The sequence below is a fragment of the Rugosibacter aromaticivorans genome (assembly GCF_000934545.1).
GTDB classification, from domain to species: Bacteria; Pseudomonadota; Gammaproteobacteria; order Burkholderiales; family Rhodocyclaceae; genus Rugosibacter; species Rugosibacter aromaticivorans.
This window is the reverse complement of record NZ_CP010554.1, coordinates 2,263,765-2,280,134: the sequence shown is the minus strand read 5'-3', so window position 1 is coordinate 2,280,134 and position 16,370 is coordinate 2,263,765. Positions and strand designations below refer to the sequence as shown.

Annotated in this window: 15 protein-coding genes; all 15 read left to right on the top strand. The window is 53.0% G+C overall.

All coding sequences use genetic code 11. The features are described from left to right. Genes PG1C_RS11355 through PG1C_RS11285 form a run of 15 tightly spaced genes read left to right on the top strand, consistent with a single transcriptional unit; the run spans window position 1 to window position 16,369 of the window. On the top strand, window positions 1-1,113 hold the full coding sequence (locus tag PG1C_RS11355) for an XrtA/PEP-CTERM system-associated ATPase (RefSeq protein ID WP_202634876.1): 1,113 nt from the start codon (window positions 1-3) through the stop codon (window positions 1,111-1,113). After that, window positions 1,110-1,940, top strand: coding sequence for an XrtA system polysaccharide deacetylase (locus PG1C_RS11350; protein ID WP_202634875.1), 831 nt, complete (start codon window positions 1,110-1,112; stop codon window positions 1,938-1,940). The genes PG1C_RS11355 and PG1C_RS11350 overlap by 4 nt, the downstream gene beginning before the upstream one ends. After that, the gene (locus tag PG1C_RS11345; protein ID WP_237218167.1) at window positions 1,883-3,007 is read left to right on the top strand and encodes a FemAB family XrtA/PEP-CTERM system-associated protein; all 1,125 of its coding nucleotides are present in this window, start codon (window positions 1,883-1,885) and stop codon (window positions 3,005-3,007) included. The genes PG1C_RS11350 and PG1C_RS11345 overlap by 58 nt, the downstream gene beginning before the upstream one ends. Before the next feature lie 20 nt (window positions 3,008-3,027). Further along, window positions 3,028-4,239, top strand: a complete 1,212-nt coding sequence (locus tag PG1C_RS11340) for a TIGR03087 family PEP-CTERM/XrtA system glycosyltransferase (RefSeq protein ID WP_202634874.1) — start codon at window positions 3,028-3,030, stop codon at window positions 4,237-4,239. Continuing rightward, a complete protein-coding gene (xrtA, locus tag PG1C_RS11335; protein ID WP_202634873.1) occupies window positions 4,236-5,828 on the top strand; it encodes an exosortase A in 1,593 nt (530 codons plus the stop codon). The genes PG1C_RS11340 and xrtA overlap by 4 nt, the downstream gene beginning before the upstream one ends. Before the next feature lie 13 nt (window positions 5,829-5,841). Then, complete coding sequence (locus PG1C_RS11330; RefSeq protein WP_202634872.1) at window positions 5,842-7,020, top strand: glycosyltransferase family 4 protein; 1,179 nt, start codon at window positions 5,842-5,844, stop codon at window positions 7,018-7,020. Beyond that, window positions 7,017-8,189 (top strand): TIGR03088 family PEP-CTERM/XrtA system glycosyltransferase, encoded by a 1,173-nt coding sequence (locus PG1C_RS11325; RefSeq protein ID WP_202634871.1) that lies wholly within the window; start codon window positions 7,017-7,019, stop codon window positions 8,187-8,189. The genes PG1C_RS11330 and PG1C_RS11325 overlap by 4 nt, the downstream gene beginning before the upstream one ends. 35 nt (window positions 8,190-8,224) lie before the next feature. Beyond that, entirely contained in the window at window positions 8,225-9,397 is a 1,173-nt protein-coding gene (locus PG1C_RS11320) for a glycosyltransferase (protein WP_202634870.1), read from the top strand. A 49-nt stretch (window positions 9,398-9,446) separates the two neighbouring features. Further along, entirely contained in the window at window positions 9,447-9,620 is a 174-nt protein-coding gene (locus tag PG1C_RS11315) for a hypothetical protein (RefSeq protein WP_202634869.1), read from the top strand. Continuing rightward, entirely contained in the window at window positions 9,613-10,983 is a 1,371-nt protein-coding gene (locus PG1C_RS11310; protein ID WP_202634868.1) for a putative O-glycosylation ligase, exosortase A system-associated, read from the top strand. The genes PG1C_RS11315 and PG1C_RS11310 overlap by 8 nt, the downstream gene beginning before the upstream one ends. Next, the gene (locus PG1C_RS11305; protein ID WP_202634867.1) at window positions 10,983-11,945 is read left to right on the top strand and encodes a polysaccharide deacetylase family protein; all 963 of its coding nucleotides are present in this window, start codon (window positions 10,983-10,985) and stop codon (window positions 11,943-11,945) included. Before PG1C_RS11310 ends, PG1C_RS11305 begins: the two co-directional genes overlap by 1 nt. Beyond that, window positions 11,945-12,991, top strand: a complete 1,047-nt coding sequence (locus PG1C_RS11300) for a polysaccharide deacetylase family protein (RefSeq protein ID WP_202634866.1) — start codon at window positions 11,945-11,947, stop codon at window positions 12,989-12,991. The genes PG1C_RS11305 and PG1C_RS11300 overlap by 1 nt, the downstream gene beginning before the upstream one ends. After that, on the top strand, window positions 12,988-14,070 hold the full coding sequence (locus PG1C_RS11295) for a GNAT family N-acetyltransferase (RefSeq protein ID WP_202634865.1): 1,083 nt from the start codon (window positions 12,988-12,990) through the stop codon (window positions 14,068-14,070). Before PG1C_RS11300 ends, PG1C_RS11295 begins: the two co-directional genes overlap by 4 nt. Then, a complete protein-coding gene (locus PG1C_RS11290) occupies window positions 14,070-15,119 on the top strand; it encodes a GNAT family N-acetyltransferase (RefSeq protein WP_202634864.1) in 1,050 nt (349 codons plus the stop codon). Before PG1C_RS11295 ends, PG1C_RS11290 begins: the two co-directional genes overlap by 1 nt. 23 nt (window positions 15,120-15,142) lie before the next feature. Then, window positions 15,143-16,369 (top strand): polysaccharide pyruvyl transferase family protein, encoded by a 1,227-nt coding sequence (locus tag PG1C_RS11285; protein WP_202634863.1) that lies wholly within the window; start codon window positions 15,143-15,145, stop codon window positions 16,367-16,369. Window position 16,370 lies beyond the last annotated feature (1 nt).

The window sequence follows — 16,370 nt, the reverse complement described above, 5'->3', positions numbered from 1 at the left end:
ATGTATGAGGCCTACTACGGGCTGACGGTTAGGCCTTTTCAGCTTAATCCAGATCCTTCGTTTTACTTCGATAGTACTCAGCATCGACGGGCCAGAGCCTATCTGGAGTACGGTATCCATCAAAATGAGGGGTTTATTGTCGTCACCGGCGAAATTGGTGCGGGCAAGACAACTATCGTGCGTGGCTTACTGGAAGTGCTGGATAAAGAAAAGATGATTGCCGCACAACTGGTCAGCACCCAGCTTGATGCGGACGATATGCTACGCATGGTTGCCGCTGCCTTTGGTGTACGCGGCAAGAGCGAAGCCAAGGCAGATCTTCTGCTGTCGCTTGAAGCTTTTCTGGTGGATGTGGCGCGGCAAGGCAGGCGTTGCCTGTTGATTGTCGACGAAGCGCAAAACCTGACACAGCGCGCTGTGGAAGAGCTTCGCATGCTCTCGAACTTTCAATTTGAATCGCATGCTTTGTTGCAGAGTTTTCTCGTTGGTCAGCCGGAGTTTCGGGCGATACTGCTTAGCCCGCAGATGGAACAATTGCGCCAGCGAGTCATTGCTGCCTGTCATATTGGGCCACTGAGCGCCAGCGAAACCCAGGAATATATTCAGCATCGCATCAAATGTGCCGGATCAACAGGCGATCCGCAATTTGAAAGTGCCGCCTATGCGGCGATTCACCGTGCGAGCGCAGGCATACCCCGGCGCATCAATGCGATCTGCGATCGACTGCTACTGGCGGGCTTCCTTGCAGATAAGAAAATATTCAATAAAGAAGATGTTGACGATGTTGCTGCTGAAATTAACGATAGCGCCTTCATGACCGGCGTTGCCGGGGTGACAGATGCGTCAAATACACCCGCATTAAGTGCCCCCAGCGCTATTGCAGAAGACTTTTCCGCGATTGATTTTGGCGAGTTGACGCTCGATGCTTCTGTTGCGGCGGAAACAGATCGTATGCTCAACGATATGAGCAAGCGCCGCGTAGTTGATCGTTTGGTAAGAGTCGAACGCAGTTTGTTACGTCTTGAGCAAAGCAATTCGTTGATTCTGCGTACGTTGCAAAAGCTGATTGAGAAAATCAGGCCGAGCAGTGAGAAAGCCGCTGTAAAGCAATGATTACCAACGCACTGACTATTGACGTTGAAGATTACTTTCAGGTCTCAGCGTTTGCTGCTCATATTGATCGTGCTGACTGGGATAAATGTGAGTGCCGTGTCGTCCGTAACATTGATCGCATCCTGGGCATGCTGGATGAGCAAGGCGTTCGGGCAACATTCTTTACCTTGGGCTGGATTGCCGAGCGGTATCCTGAGATGGTTCGAACCATTGTGGCCGGTGGCCATGAATTAGCAAGCCATGGCTATGGGCACCAGCGGGTAAGTGACCTGGATGCCGGCCAATTTCTGGCTGATATCATTCACGCCAAAAGTATTCTGGAGGATATTGGCGGCACGCAAGTGATCGGTTACCGGGCACCCAGTTTTTCGATTGGCGCAAGCAACCGTGACTGGGCTTTTGACTCTCTGGCAAAAGCCGGGTATCGCTACAGTTCCAGCGTTTACCCTGTCAAGCACGATCACTATGGCATGCCGGATGCCCCGCGATTCGCTCATGAGGCACATCCTTCGCTGATCGAAGTGCCCCCCACCACAGTGCGCGCGTTTGAACGCAACTGGCCGGCCAGTGGTGGTGGTTATTTCAGGTTGATGCCCTACGAGTTATCCCGACGGTTAATTGCACGCGTCAATAAAACCGATCGCCAGGCGGCCGTGTTTTATTTTCATCCGTGGGAGCTGGACAAAGAGCAACCGCGCATTCCGGGAATTAGCGCCAAGACGCGATTCCGCCATTACGTCAATATTCACCGCATGGAAAACAGGCTCAAATGTCTTTTGAAAGATTTTCAATGGGGCCGCATGGATCAAATATTCCTTTCCCCATGACGCAGTCCGACAGCGTGTCAGCAGTCTCGAATCATTTGCAGGTGAGGTATTTGGAGAATGATGCTGCTGTAATTAAACAGTGGGACGATTATGTCGCCGTAGCACCCGAGGCGACATTTTTTCATCGTGCGGGCTGGCAAAATATTTTGCGCAAGGTGTTTGGCCATCAGACCTTCTTTCTGTATGCAGAGCGGCAAGGTGTTATCGAAGGGGTGCTCCCCTTGGCGCAAATCAAAAGCCTGTTGTTCGGCAATTCCTTGATTGCGCTGCCGTTCGCAGTGTATGGCGGAGTTGTCGCTGATACGGCTGAAGCTGTTGCTGCTCTTGAGGGTGAGGCCGAGCGGCTGGCGCGTGAACTCGGCGTTGCCCATCTTGAATATCGCAATATGAAACCGCGCCACCCCGAATGGCCGACGCAAGACTTATACGTCACCTTCCGCAAGGACATTTTTCCTGACGAAGAAGCCAACATGCTGGCGATTCCGCGCAAGCAACGAGCGATGGTTCGTAAAGGCGTCAATAACAAGTTGCGTGCTGAATTCGATACGTCGGCAGACCGCTTTTTTGCATTGTTTGCCGATAACGTTCATCGCCATGGTACGCCCGCCATGCCAAAGCGCTATTTCGAAGCATTGTTGCGCGAGTTTGGCAAAGACTGCGAAATTCTCACCGTCGTTGATCCGGAGGGTTCTCCACTCAGCAGCGTGCTGAGTTTTTATTTTCGGGATGAGATTTTGCCGTATTACGCAGGGGACGCCGAGCGTGCCCGTGACTTTGCCGCGAATGATTTCAAATACTGGGCGCTGATGTGTCACGCAGCGCAGCGCGGCATCAAGGTGTTCGACTACGGGCGTAGCAAGGTCGGCACAGGGCCTTATTCGTTCAAGAAAAACTGGGGCTTCGAGGCGCAACCCTTGCACTATGAATATCGCCTCTACAAACGCCAGGAGATCCCGCAAAACAACCCGAATAATCCGAAATACAAGTTGATGATTCAGGCCTGGCGGCGCATGCCCATATCATTAGCCAATTTTCTCGGCCCCTTCATTGTGCGAAATCTCGGGTGAGGCGCTGATTTAAATCTCTCATGGCCAAGTTGCTCTATCTGGTGCATCGCTTGCCTTATCCGCCCAACAAGGGTGACAAGGTGCGCTCTTACAATCTGCTGAAACACCTGGTGCAACGCCACCAAATCTATCTCGGTGCGTTCATCGACGATCCCGCAGACGCAGCCTATCTGGATACTGTGCGCGCCTTGTGCGCCGATATGTATGTTGCTCGTCTTTCTCCCAGGCTGGCCAAGCTGCGCAGTTTGACGGGATTGTTCAGCGGTGAGGCACTCTCGCTGCCGTACTACCGAGACCGTGGCTTGCGTGACTGGATTTTTGCTACCCGTGCGCGTGAGTCAATGGATGGCGCTGTGATCTTTTCATCTGTGATGGCTGACTATATTCCCGACATGGATCAGTTGCCGACACTGGTTGATTTTGTCGACATGGATTCTGCGAAGTGGACGCAATACGCCACAACCCACCGCTGGCCGTTATCCTGGATTTATCAGCGTGAAGGCAAGCGACTGTTGAGCTTTGAGCGCGCAGTGGCTTTGCGCGCCCGCCATTCTTTTTTTGTGACCGAGGCTGAAGTCGCGCTCTTTCATCAGGCGGCACCCGAATGTGCGGGTCGTGTTGAAGCGATGTGTAATGGCGTCGATGCCGATTTCTTTTCACCTGACCATGCGCTCGCTTCGCCTTATCCGGCGGATGAAACACCCATCGTATTTACCGGCGCGATGGATTACTGGCCGAATGTCGATGCCGCCGTCTGGTTTGCCGAAGCGGTGCTGCCAGCATTGCGCAAGCGCCATCCATTGCTGCGCTTTTATGTCGTGGGGCGCAGCCCGGATGTCGCCGTGCAGGCCTTGGCCGCAGACCCCGGCGCCGGTGTTATGGTGACCGGCACAGTGGATGATGTGCGGCCTTACATTGCCCATGCTGCGGTGATTGTGGCGCCCTTGCGCATCGCGCGAGGTATCCAGAACAAAGTGCTCGAAGCCATGGCCATGGCGCAAGTGGTCGTTGCTTCAACGGCCTGTGCCGAACCGATTGACGCTGAGCCTGGCGCAGAACTATTGTGTGCCGCCACGGCAGAAGAATACATCGCGCACATTGAAGCCCTGCTGGCTGATCCGGAAATGGCGCAGCGCATGGGGGCTGCGGCACGCCAGCGAGTGGTCAATCGCTATGGCTGGCATGCCCACTTATCGAAAATCGACCGCTATATCGAGGACCCCACCCCATGAATGCCGTACCTGCCGTCTCGCCAGCGCCGACTTTTTCATGGCGCCTCGCCGTGCTGTCGATCATGATCGCTGTTGCGAGTCTTATCGCTATTTACCGCACTACTGCGTTCGGCATGGTCTCCATCTGGTGGCGTTCAGAAACATTTACGCATGCATTTTTGGTCGCCCCCATCAGTCTTTGGCTGATCTGGGAAAAGCGTAAAGTGCTGGCGCGATTCCAGCCGCATCCTGCGTTATGGCTTGCTCTGCCCTTGTTGATGTTGGCTTTTGTCTGGCTGCTTGGCGAGTTGGCAGCCGTCAATGCCGTGACGCAACTGGCATTCACTGCCATGCTTATTCTCGTTGTGCCGCTGGTCATTGGTCTCCCGGCCGCGAAGCAGATCACTTTCCCCCTGTGCTTCCTGTTTTTTGCCGTGCCGATTGGCGAATTTGTCATGCCCAAGTTCATGGAATGGACCGCTACCATGACGGTGCTGGGTTTACGCGCATCGGGCGTACCGGTCTTCCAGGAAGGGCTGCAGTTTGTCATTCCTTCCGGCCGCTGGTCCGTGGTGGAAGCCTGTAGCGGGGTGCGTTATCTGATCGCATCAATGACCGTTGGCACGCTCTTCGCCTATCTCAACTATCGCTCGATCAAGCGTCGACTGATCTTCGTCGGTGTTTCCATTATTGTTCCGGTGATCGCCAACTGGGTTCGTGCCTACCTTATTGTCATGCTGGGCCATTTGTCGGGTAACGAACTGGCTACGGGTGCTGACCATCTAATTTATGGCTGGGTTTTCTTTGGCATCGTCATTCTGATCATGTTTGCCATCGGCATGCGTTGGCGCGAAGATGACGACGACGCTGCCTTGATGACAGAAACTGTTGCAGCGTCGGCCGCCGCTAATGCGAAAAGTGATGCGAAAAACCATGGCACTGCGCAAGGTTTTGTTACCGCTACGCTGCTCGCGTTAAGCGTTGCGCTCTTACCGCAGGGTGCGCTCAAGATGTTGGATACTCAAAATAGCGGCGCAGCGCCCACCCTTTCTATCCAAGCTTTGGCGATGGGAGGTTGGACTCAGGATGCACAATCTCTCAGCACCTGGCAGCCCGCATTTGCCAATCCGTCAGTAACCGAAATCGCGTCTTTTAGCCAAGGCGCGCAACGCGTCGGCGTGCATATTGCTTACTACCGGCATCAGGGCTATGACCGCAAACTCATCAGTTCAGAAAACGCGCTGGTAAAAAGCGGCGATGAAAACTGGCTGCAGATCGAGCGCGGCACGCATACGGTCACGCTGGCAGGGCAATCGCTGGTTGTACAAAGTGCGCAGCTGGAACAGCAGCGTGCGCTTACCGCTGAGCCCGTGCAGTTGCGCGTCTGGTATTGGTACTGGATCGACGGGCGGTTGGTCAGCAGTGATTTCCTGGGCAAACTCTGGCTCGCACTGGCGCGGTTGCGAGGCCATGGTGATGACTCTGCCGCTGTGTTTATGTATGCCCGGGAAGCGTCGCCTGGTGAGGCAGACGCCGCACTGGAAAAATTTCTTGCCGAGGCGGGCCCCGCGTTAGGCACGTTGCTTGAGCAGGCACGGCATGCGCGTTGATTTACGTTAATCCATGAAAATTCTCTACCACCACCGCACCGCTTCAAAGGATGGCCAAGCCGTCCACATTGAAGAAATGATTGCCGCCTTGCGTGCGCAAGGGCATGAAGTTCGGGTGGTGGCTCCGGCGGTGAGCGATGCCGGGCAGATGGGCGAAAATGTCGGCTGGGTATATCGTCTGCGTAGCGCATTGCCCAATGCGCTGTACGAGCTGCTGGAGCTGACGTACAGCCTGGTGGCTTACCGCCGTCTGGCGCAGGCAGCAAAAACGTTTCAGCCTGATGTGATCTATGAGCGCTATAACCTGTATCTACTCGCCGGCGTGCTGCTCAAGCGCCGCTTGCGCATTCCGCTGCTGCTGGAAGTCAATGCCCCGCTGGTGTTGGAACGCTCCCAGCATAGCGGTGGGCTGGCGCTGCCGCGTCTGGCACATTGGGCTGAAGGCATGGCCTGGCGCAGTGCGGACACTGTGTTGCCCGTCACACACGTGCTGGCAGGGCATGTCAAGGCATACGGGGTGCCCGAAGCACGCATCATGGTGATACCCAATGGCATTAATCGCGCCCATTTCGCCGTCGCACCAGCGCCGACTTTTGCCAAAGCACAGCGTGGCCTCACCGGCAAGCTCGTGCTGGGGTTTACCGGCTTCGTGCGCGAATGGCACGGCGTGGATCGCGTCATTCGCTGGATGGCGACAGCCGCCGCCCCGAGCAACGTGCATCTAGCCATCGTCGGCGATGGCCCGGTGCGTCATGATCTGGAAACCCTGGCGCAGCAACTGGGGTTAAGGGACCGTGTCACCTTTACTGGGGTGATTCACCGCGACCAGGTGCCCGATTGGGTCGCCGCCTTTGACATTGCCCTGCAACCCGCGGTGGTGCCCTATGCCTCACCCTTGAAACTCATGGAATATCTGGTGTTGGGTAAAGCCATCATTGCGCCGCGAACCCCCAACTTGCTCGAAGTGCTGAGCGATGGTGAAAATGCATTCCTGTTCGATGCCGATGAACCCACCGGTTTTGAGCAGGCCTTGAGCCGTCTGTGCGCCGATGATGCACTGCGCGAAAAATTAAGCTCCGGCGCCCGTGCGACGATTGAGAAACTGGATTTAACCTGGGACGGCAATGCCCGTCGTGTGGTTGGTTTAGCTGCCAGCCTGACAAGCGCCGCCCGGCAGCCACGGAGGGATTGAGGTTGTCCGTCGCCAAGCCCTGTCATGTGGTGCATCTGGTGTATCGCTTCGCCACGGGCGGGCTGGAAAATGTGATCGTTCAGCTCATCAACGGGCTGCCGCATCAGTCCTTTCGGCATACGGTCGTTGCCTTGACCGAGGCCGACCCGGCGTTTGCCGCACGCATCACGCGGCCCGATGTCGAAGTCATTTCCCTCAATAAACGCCCCGGCCAGCCCTTTGGGCTGTATCCCAAAGTCTATCGTTTGTTGCGTCGGCTCAAGCCTGATGTGCTGCACAGTTGCAATCTGGCCGCGATGGAGTTTGCTCCGATGGCCGCATTGGCGCGCATCCCGCTGCGTGTCCATGCGGAACATGGCTGGGATGTGGGTGAGCTGGGCGGCAGCAATGCGCGTTATCGGTTTTTACGGCGACTTTACAAACCCTTCGTGCATGAGTTCATCGCTGTGGCCGAGCCGCAGCGGGATTATTTGCTCAATCAAATCGGCGTCCCTGCAGCACGGCTGCATTTCATCCCGAACGGCGTGGATATCGAGCGCTTTCGCCCACGTCAAGACGACGATGCACCACCGGCCGGGTTTCCTTTTCGACAAGGCGAGCATTGGGTGATCGGCACGATAGGTCGTCAGGCGCTAGTTAAAAATCCGCTCTTGCTGGTGGAAGCTTTTATTCAGTTAGTGCAATCGAACGCGCCCGGCACGGCAGACATGCGGCTGGTCATGGTTGGCGAAGGTCCGTTGCATGAAGCAATCGCACAACGCATTGCTGAGGTAAATATCGCGGACAAGGTGTGGTTAGCCGGTGTGCGTGCCGATATTCCTGAACTATTACGCGCGATGGATTGCTTTGTGCTGCCGTCTTTGTCGGAAGCCACCTCATGCACGCTGCAAGAAGCCATGGCCACCGGTCTGCCAATTATTGCCACTCAGGTGGGCGGCAATGCCGCGCTGCTGAAAAATGGTCGGTATGGCAGTTTGATTCCATCAGAAGACACATCAGCGCTGGCAGCTGAGTTACTGAAACAGTATGGTTTGCGTGCTGAGGGCGATCATCTGGCTGCCAGAGCATCCATCATCCAGCGCTATGGGCTGGATGATGTGCTGGCGCGTTACGCGGCCTTGTTTGGCGGGAAACTTCAGCATCAGACACAACCTGTTAATTCTGTTTGAAGGTAAAGACGACAGTGAAGCGCTTGAAGATACTCATGCTGACCCGGCTCTTCCCCAGCCAGGCATTCCCGGCGTTCGGCACTTTCTGTATAGAGCGCGCCAAGGCGTTGGCTGTCCATGCGGATGTCCGTGTGATGGTGCCTACACCCTATTACCCCAAGTGGCTGCCGGGAAAAGAAGACTGGAAAAAATGGACCCGCGTTGAACGCCAAGGTACGGTAGAAGGAAATATCCGCGCCACCTATCCGCGTTACGCTTCGGTGCCTGGCACAGCCACCTGGTTGCAGGGTGTCACCATGGCGCGGAGTGCGCACCATGATCTTGAATCAAACTATGACGGCTGGCGACCTGATGTGATTGATGGCCATTTCGCTTTTCCCGATGGCTATGCGGCCACGCGCCTGGGCCGTGCCATCGGCGCACCTGTCGTGGTGACCTGCCATGGGTCGGACTTGCGCCAATACCCGGACATTCCCGTGGCAGGCGCCATGACGCGATGGACATTACGCCATGCTGATCGAGTGATCTCAGTCAGCTCGGACTTGATGCGTCGTAGTATCGAGCTCGGTTGCTCAACGGAAAGGGCCGTCTTTTTAACCAACGGCGTCGACCCGACAAAATTTTCTGTTCGTTCACAGAGCGAATGCCGTACCCGGTTGGGTTTGCCGCTGGATCGAAAAATAGGTGTTTATGTTGGTTTTTTGATTGACCGCAAAGACCAATCGCTGATTCTGCATGCACTTGTTGAAATCCGGCAGCAGGGGGAGCAGGTTCCGCTCATCGTGCTGGTGGGCGATGGCCCTAATCGACAACGGCTTGAAAGTGAAGTCGTCGCCTTGGGATTGCAAAACGATGTTATTTTGACCGGCCAGCGTCGGCATGATGAAGTAGCGTTCTGGATGGGCGCGGCCGATTGGCTGTTGCTGTCGAGCAGCTCCGAAGGCTGGGCCACCGTGTATTTCGAGGCGATGGCCTGTGGCCGCCCGGTGCTTACCTCCAATGTCAGCTCAGCCAAGGATGCCATTAATCAACCCGCGTATGGCAGCGTGGTTGAGCCACGCACTGCGGCGGCTTTTGCTGCGGCGATGCAAGCTGCGGCACAAACCACTTATGATGAAAATGCAATACGGCACTATGCCGAACAAAACAGTTGGGAACAATGGGCTGATAATGCAATGCAGTTATTCGCCAGCCTTGTCAAACGGTAATCGCCATGCCTCTTTTGGATGGCTTGTCGTGTTTTTTTGAGGTGTAACCATGGAAGCTTTGTTGCTGACGCTGGATGTGATCAGCCTGATTTTTTTATGTCTAGGTGTGCTGCGGGTGTCGCGTAGCAATAATCCAGAAGCTATGGGATGGTTTGCCTATTCAGTCACGCGAGTGCGCAAAAAAAAGAAAACTTTTGTCGATCAAGGGGAACCGCATGCGTGACCTGATGTTTCTTGTCGGGTTTCTCGTTCTGTTGCCATTGGCATTTCGCAATGCGTTTGTTGCCTACCTTATTTGGGGCTGGACAGGGCTGATTGCCATCGACAATTATCTTTTTGGTTTCATGGCGCCGGTTAAGTTGAACTTCATATTTGCCTTGATTACCTTGCTGATGGTTTTACTCAAAAAGGATACAGAACGCGGAACACTGAATGCAAATGCCACGGTCGTGCTGTTAATCCTGTTTTTTTTACAGGGCAGCCTGTCTGCGTTGTTTGCTTATGACGGGAATAGGCTCAATTGGTTTTTGTACGATCGTTTCTGGAAAGAACTCGTCTTTGCTGCGCTCATGCCTTTGGTGATTGTCAAACGTTATCGAATTCATGCCTTTGTGCTGGTGATGTGCCTGGGCATGGGGTTCCATGGGCTCATTGACGGCCTGAAATTTTTCTCCAGTGGCGGGTCGCATCTGGTCAGAGGGTTTGTAAAGTTTGGCGACAACAATCACTTTGCGGTCATGCTGGTGATGGCAGTGCCGCCTTTGCTTTACATGGCGAGCTACGCAAAAATCCGCTGGCTCAGGCTCGCGGCCTTGGCCGTGGCCATCATCACCATTGCGGCTATCATCGGCACGCGATCGCGCGGCGGGTTTGTCGCCATGGCAGCGGTGGGACTATGGCTGGTAATGACCAGTAGAAAAAGACTTCCTGCGCTGACCGTCTTTATCGCGGGGATTATTTTTGTCGTTGCGATTGCGCCTACAGATTGGACTGATCGCATGGAAACCATTCAGGAAGCAGATCAGGAAAGTTCATTTCTGACTCGGGTAGAGGCATGGCAAGTGAGCAGCGCCATTGCATTACATAATCCAATAGTCGGTGGCGGATTCCATGCTGTGGCAACGCAACCTGTTTGGGATCGTTTTCGAGGGCAAAAAGGGCTTTTGGGGTTTGTGGATGTTGGGTTTGAGTCCCAGGTTTTTCGCGCGGCACATAGTATTTATTTTGAAGTACTTGGCGATATGGGTTTCCTCGGATTTTTCATTTTTATCGGGTTGCTATTCAATGCGTTGAAAAATGGCATTCAGATCAGCCGGGCCGCGCGACAAGGCGGCCCTGAGCTTGAGTGGGCGATTGATCTTTCGCGGAGTTTGGCCGCTACCATTTTTGCATTTCTGGTCGGTGGCCTGACAGTAAGCATTGCCTATACCGAGTTTATTTACATGGCAGTGATGCTCATGGAAATTCTAAAACAAGAGGTTCAGCGTAGCTTGAGTGAGCCAAAGGCGCGCAGTGAGGTTCAGGCGAGTGGGCTTACGGGTCTGCCGACGACTTCCCCAATTACCCTGTCTGCGGGGGCGAACTAATGAACCTGATGCGTGATGTGCTGCAGGTGGTCGCACGCGGAAAACTTTCCGTGTTTCTTTTTCATAAAGTTCCCCCCTGCGCTGATCCGCTGCTTGTCGGGGACCTCGGCGAGGCACAGTTTTCCCGCCTGCTGGATTTCATCAAGGAGACTTTTTGTGTTTTGCCACTGGGCGATGCCGTTCAGCATCTGCACGCCAACACGCTACCACCGCTGAGTGCAGCACTGACCTTTGATGATGGCTATCCCGAATGGCGTCACGGTGCAGCGCGGGTGCTGGAAGAAAAATCCTTGCCTGCGACATTTTTCATTACTACGGGCCAGTTTTTTGGCCGCCCCATGTGGAACGAACGGCTGGCGTACATTGTGCGGGTCTGCACCGAGCCTGTGCTGGATACAAAAGCGATTCGTTTGCCACCGTTGTCGATGCAGACAAGTAAAGACAAGGCGAACGCCTTGCATGCGCTGGAGTTTCATTTCAAATATTTACCCCCGATCATTCGAGACGAGTTTCTCGAGCAGCTCGAAACGCAGGTGGGGGTTTCCTCTTCGGATGTTCCCGCAATGAGTGTTGACGATCTGGTGGCGATCAGTAACCGGGGCTTCGAGATTGGCGCCCACACGCTGGAACACCCCATCCTTGGTTTGTGCGACGTCGATCGCGCGCGCGAAGAAATCGGGCAAACGCGCGAGATTCTGGAGGGGTTGATCAATAAGCCAGTGACATCATTTGCCTACCCGAATGGTCGTCCGGGGGTTGATTTTTCACCGCAGCATATTCAAATGGTCAAGCAGGCGGGTTATCGCTATGCAGTCACCACGCAATGGGGTGTGGCGGATAGTAAAACCTCGTCTTATCAAATTCCGCGTTTTACTCCCTGGGGCCCCTCGCGCCCGAAAATGGCGCTGCAACTTATCCGAAATTTCTATTCCCGGCCAGAGCATCTAAGGGACATGGCGTAATGTCCGTGGCAAAAAATGTCTTGCGCAAGATTTTGTACAGCGTGGGGATATTCGGTCTGATCCATCGCCTGCGCAATCGCCACACGCTCACTGTGTTTATGTTTCATCGCGTGTTGCCAAAACAGTCTGCCGAATATCAAACCGCTGAAAAAGAATTCACGTTTTCTGTCGAAGGTTTTGGTCGTTGCCTCGATTTCATTCAGCGGCATTACCACATCGTCTCGCAAGCCGATGTCACCGCCCACCTGAATGGTCAGCAGCGCTTGCCCCAATGCGCCGGGCTGATTACCTTTGATGATGGCTGGCGCGACACACTAACCCATGCCTTGCCCGAACTCAAAAAGCGCGCCTTGCCTGCCGTGCTTTTTCTGGCGACTGAGGTCGTTGATCTGCAAGCCAACGACTGGTGGCAAGATGTTCTCGTCGAATTTATCGCGCAAGAGGGTGGGCTAAGTCGCCTGGAGTCTGCGGTTGAGGCACTGAGAGCATCTGCGCTTGATCCAGATGAAAAGTCGGCGCTGGTGGGACGGCGCCAACCCGCAGAAGACGACGCATTTCGTCTGTGTCATGTAACAGCCACCTTGGCGGCGATGGATGAATCACAACGCCAGGCGATTTTGCAACCGATGGTTTCCCGTCCGCCGGGCGCGCGGCAAATGCTCAGCCGTGCCGATCTTGATTTACTTCGCCCGTGGATCACCATCGCCGGCCACGGACACAGCCATGCACCACTCTCGCATCATCCACGTGCCCGTGACGATCTGGCCACTTGTCGGGCGCAACTGCAAGCTATTGGCGGCGAAGACACGGTCATGTCCTTCCCGCATGGCGCGTATGACGAAACCACGCTTGACCAAGCGCAAGCCGCAGGATTTCGTGTGTGTTATTCCAGTGACCCGACGCTGGTGAGCACCTCCAGCGCCAGACCAACACGTGCCCCGCTCGGGCGCATTCATATTCCGGAAAATGAATGGACATGCGATGAAAACGGTATCGCCGCTGAAAAGCTGGCAACGTTTGTTTTTTTTCGCACGATAGAACAATGACGTCATTCACCCTCGATAAAAATCTTCATATCCGGCGCATTGACGAACTCACGGCAGAAGAGGTTGCCGTTTGGGACCAATTGCTTCTGGCTGATGATTTGCGGCGTGCCTTCATGAGCCACCGCTATGCGCGCGTCGTTGCTGAAACGGGGGGCGATGTGGTTGTCTTGGTACTCTATGACACCCACACCCCCTGCGGATTCTTGCCATTGCAACGAATTGCTGGCCTGCGAGGGAAAGTGGGAATTTTTGAGCCCGTGGGCGATGTGATGACCGATTATTTTGGTTTGATCGCAGCAGACGGTGTGCATATCAGGATAGAAAAACTTTTGGCAGCAACGCACGGAAGAGTAAACGCGGTATTGTTTTCTCATCTGGATGAAACGCAGTCGCGGTTTGGTCTGGTCGGGGAAGAGCCGCGAACGGGGCTGCGCACATGGCTTTGCACCTCGCTCGGCACCTCGCTTGAAACCCCCGCCAGCGATTACTGGGTGAATTTACGCAAGTCTGACAAAAAATTGGTCTACGACACCGAGCGTCGCGAAAAGAAGCTGATCAATGAAATCGGCCCCGTAACATTCGAATGGACCTCGCAAAATCCAGCCAGCGATATGGCCTGGCTGATTGAATCAAAAAAAGCGCAATACACCCGCACAGGAAAAGGGCAAGCCCCGTTGTTTGATAGCCGGAAAGTGGCGTTGCTCAATCGTCTTCTGCAGTCACAAGAAGAAAATTGCCAGGGAGTTTTATCTGCCCTGCGCTGTGATAAAGAAATCATCGCAGGGCACTTCGGGCTGCGCTGCTATGACATGCTGCACGTCTGGTTTCCGGTGTACAGCCCACAATACTCCATCTACTCACCCGGGCGGGTTTTGTTCAAGTATCTCCTTGCGGCAGCCTCACATCGCGGCGTTCGGGTGTTCGATCGTGGTGAGGGTGATGCGCAGGCGAAGCGTGATTTTGCTAACGAAGAACACAGTTTTACACGTGGATTATGGCATGTGGCGGGATGGAAGGGCTTGCGCGTTCGCGTTGCGCTTGGGACTTTCTGGCGCATGAGCCGATGGAGTGGTCAGTGATGGCATCGCTAAATCTTTCAAGTCGCATCACCAAAGTGAATCTCCTCTCTGACGAAGAGGTTGATCTTTGGATTGCTCTGTCGTCCTCTGCAAAAAGACCTATTAGCCCTTTTATGAGCTACCAGTTCTCACTTGCTTGCGCAGAAGCCGGAAGAGACGTTAATGTGGCATTCTTTTACAGTTCGAACGATTTTTCCTTTTTATTTCCTTTCGAGTATCGATCTTTATCGGATCGTATCTTTTCTGCCGCGAATCGTGTCGGAGGAAATATGTCTGACTGTATGGGAGTGCTTGCGAAAGATGAACTGCTGGTTTTGCCTGAGAGCTTACTAACTAGATTCAATAGTGTATTTTTCGATCATTCACCTTTAACTTTATGGGGTGCTACGGGGTGTGATCTTCAGAGTTCAGAGGTCGATCGAATATTGAATATTGGTGCGTCAGTCGCCGATTATTGGGAAAGCCGCCATGCTTTGCACAAACAAAGAATTGCAAATCTAGCAAATCGGCGTCGAAAAATAGTTAAAGAGTATGGTGAGCTTTCATTTTTTGAAAGTGACTTAGTCACGGAGGATCAAGTTGACTTTGTGATTGAGCAAAAGCGACGTCAGTACAAAAAAACCAACGCGAAAGATATTTTTCTTGACCCATTTCCAGCCAAGCTTATGCATATTCTTAGGAAAATTGATTCTACATACTGCAAATTGTTCTTATCAGAACTATATGTTGGTGATAAATGGGTTGCCTCTCACCTGGGTATTAGAAATGGTTCGTTACTACATTATTGGTTTCCAATTTATTCGGAAGCTTTTCGCCCATTTTCTCCCGGATTATTGCTGCTTGAAAACATCATTAATCATATGCCGGAGAATGCGTTACAGTTAATCGACTTTGGTGAAGGGGACGCAGACTACAAAAGAATGTTTGCGACTGATGAGTACACGAATTTCAAGGCTTTTATCAACACAGTATCTGTCGGTGGGCTCATGTCGAAAGCCAGTGCAGCGATAAAGTGGCGTTTGGAAAAGCTGTATAGCTCGACCACTTAATAATTTCGCATATCATATTTATTATGAATTTAATTAGAGTTTTGCTTTATGTTCCAGTGCCTGAGACCCAAGCATTTTTACCCGTAAAGAGAGGGGTTTTTCAGGAGGCCAAGTCATTTCTTAAGCGCCATTGGGAAATTGAAAAGTCGGTCCGTTCCGGGAAACTCTGTTTAAGTGATTATCACCATATCCGTACGCTGTCATCGAACAGGGGGGATATAGCTATCGGTACAGCTGTAAAAGAAAGTTTAGTTCGCGCCTTCCGAGAAGATGGTTGCGAAATAACTGTGGCAGGGTGGGACTCTCTTTCACCGACGTCAGTCTCTTGGATAAATGATGAATTCGATTTATTTGTAATTGGTGGCGGCGGGTATATTTTTCTCGATTCAGGAGGATTCCTTAATCACCGTAAAAAAGATATTGAATTTCTTAAGGACATTACGGTCCCGATTGTGGCGTATGGAATCGGATTGAATCGGTTGATGTATGAAAAGACGATTGATGTGGACGCATTCACCACGTTACCGACAGAGACAAAAAATTACCTCAATTATTTTTCTAATGTGGTGTCCGAGATTAGTGTAAGAGACTTGCCTACGCAGCAGCTCTTCCAGAGGGCCGCTAAAAGAGATTCTGTACTTACCGGTGATCCAGCGCTTTTCCTGGGTTTAGATGAGACACCGTCCAGCCTCTCGATAAGAAGTGGTGAATCTAACGGTGAAGTGGGAATCAATGTCGCGGCTCATGGCTGGCGAGCGCTGAAGATACTTGAGCAAGTGATGCCCGTTCTTGAGCCAATTTTCTTTGAATTGGAATCGAAAAGCGCGAAAGAGCTTTCTTATTTCCTCCATGACAACCTGGAATATCCGGTCGTCGAGTATCTAAGGCGGCGGGGGCTTCATCTTCGGCTGGTAGATGGTTTACCGAAAGTCTTGTCTGAAGGATACCGATCCATGGATTTTGTGGTGAGCCAAATGCTGCATTCGTCTATCTTGGCTTTCAGTGTGGGGACTCCTGCTATCAATATTGCCTACGATTTGAAAAGTGCAGCATTTTTTGAACTATTTAATTTGTCCGAGTATTCCATTCCGTGGAATCAACTTAACCATGAGCGCTTGCGATATTCAATGGATAGGATGCGCTGCTCTCTTCAGGAAGTAAAAGCTACTATCGCTGAACGGCGCACTGATCTCTTGGCTGAGCAAGAGCGGTTTTTGAGCAGAGTAATTAGTCTTGTTGGGCAGGATTAGC

Coding starts and splice junctions, on each gene's coding strand:
- PG1C_RS11340 (WP_202634874.1), top strand. CDS start 3,028: ATGGCCAAGTTGCTCTATCTGGTGCATCGCTTGCCTTATCCGCCCAAC.
- PG1C_RS11295 (WP_202634865.1), top strand. CDS start 12,988: ATGACGTCATTCACCCTCGATAAAAATCTTCATATCCGGCGCATTGAC.
- PG1C_RS11300 (WP_202634866.1), top strand. CDS start 11,945: ATGTCCGTGGCAAAAAATGTCTTGCGCAAGATTTTGTACAGCGTGGGG.
- PG1C_RS11310 (WP_202634868.1), top strand. CDS start 9,613: ATGCGTGACCTGATGTTTCTTGTCGGGTTTCTCGTTCTGTTGCCATTG.
- PG1C_RS11320 (WP_202634870.1), top strand. CDS start 8,225: ATGCTGACCCGGCTCTTCCCCAGCCAGGCATTCCCGGCGTTCGGCACT.
- PG1C_RS11355 (WP_202634876.1), top strand. CDS start 1: ATGTATGAGGCCTACTACGGGCTGACGGTTAGGCCTTTTCAGCTTAAT.
- PG1C_RS11305 (WP_202634867.1), top strand. CDS start 10,983: ATGAACCTGATGCGTGATGTGCTGCAGGTGGTCGCACGCGGAAAACTT.
- PG1C_RS11350 (WP_202634875.1), top strand. CDS start 1,110: ATGATTACCAACGCACTGACTATTGACGTTGAAGATTACTTTCAGGTC.
- PG1C_RS11345 (WP_237218167.1), top strand. CDS start 1,883: ATGTCTTTTGAAAGATTTTCAATGGGGCCGCATGGATCAAATATTCCT.
- PG1C_RS11285 (WP_202634863.1), top strand. CDS start 15,143: ATGAATTTAATTAGAGTTTTGCTTTATGTTCCAGTGCCTGAGACCCAA.
- PG1C_RS11290 (WP_202634864.1), top strand. CDS start 14,070: ATGGCATCGCTAAATCTTTCAAGTCGCATCACCAAAGTGAATCTCCTC.
- PG1C_RS11330 (WP_202634872.1), top strand. CDS start 5,842: ATGAAAATTCTCTACCACCACCGCACCGCTTCAAAGGATGGCCAAGCC.
- xrtA (WP_202634873.1), top strand. CDS start 4,236: ATGAATGCCGTACCTGCCGTCTCGCCAGCGCCGACTTTTTCATGGCGC.
- PG1C_RS11315 (WP_202634869.1), top strand. CDS start 9,447: ATGGAAGCTTTGTTGCTGACGCTGGATGTGATCAGCCTGATTTTTTTA.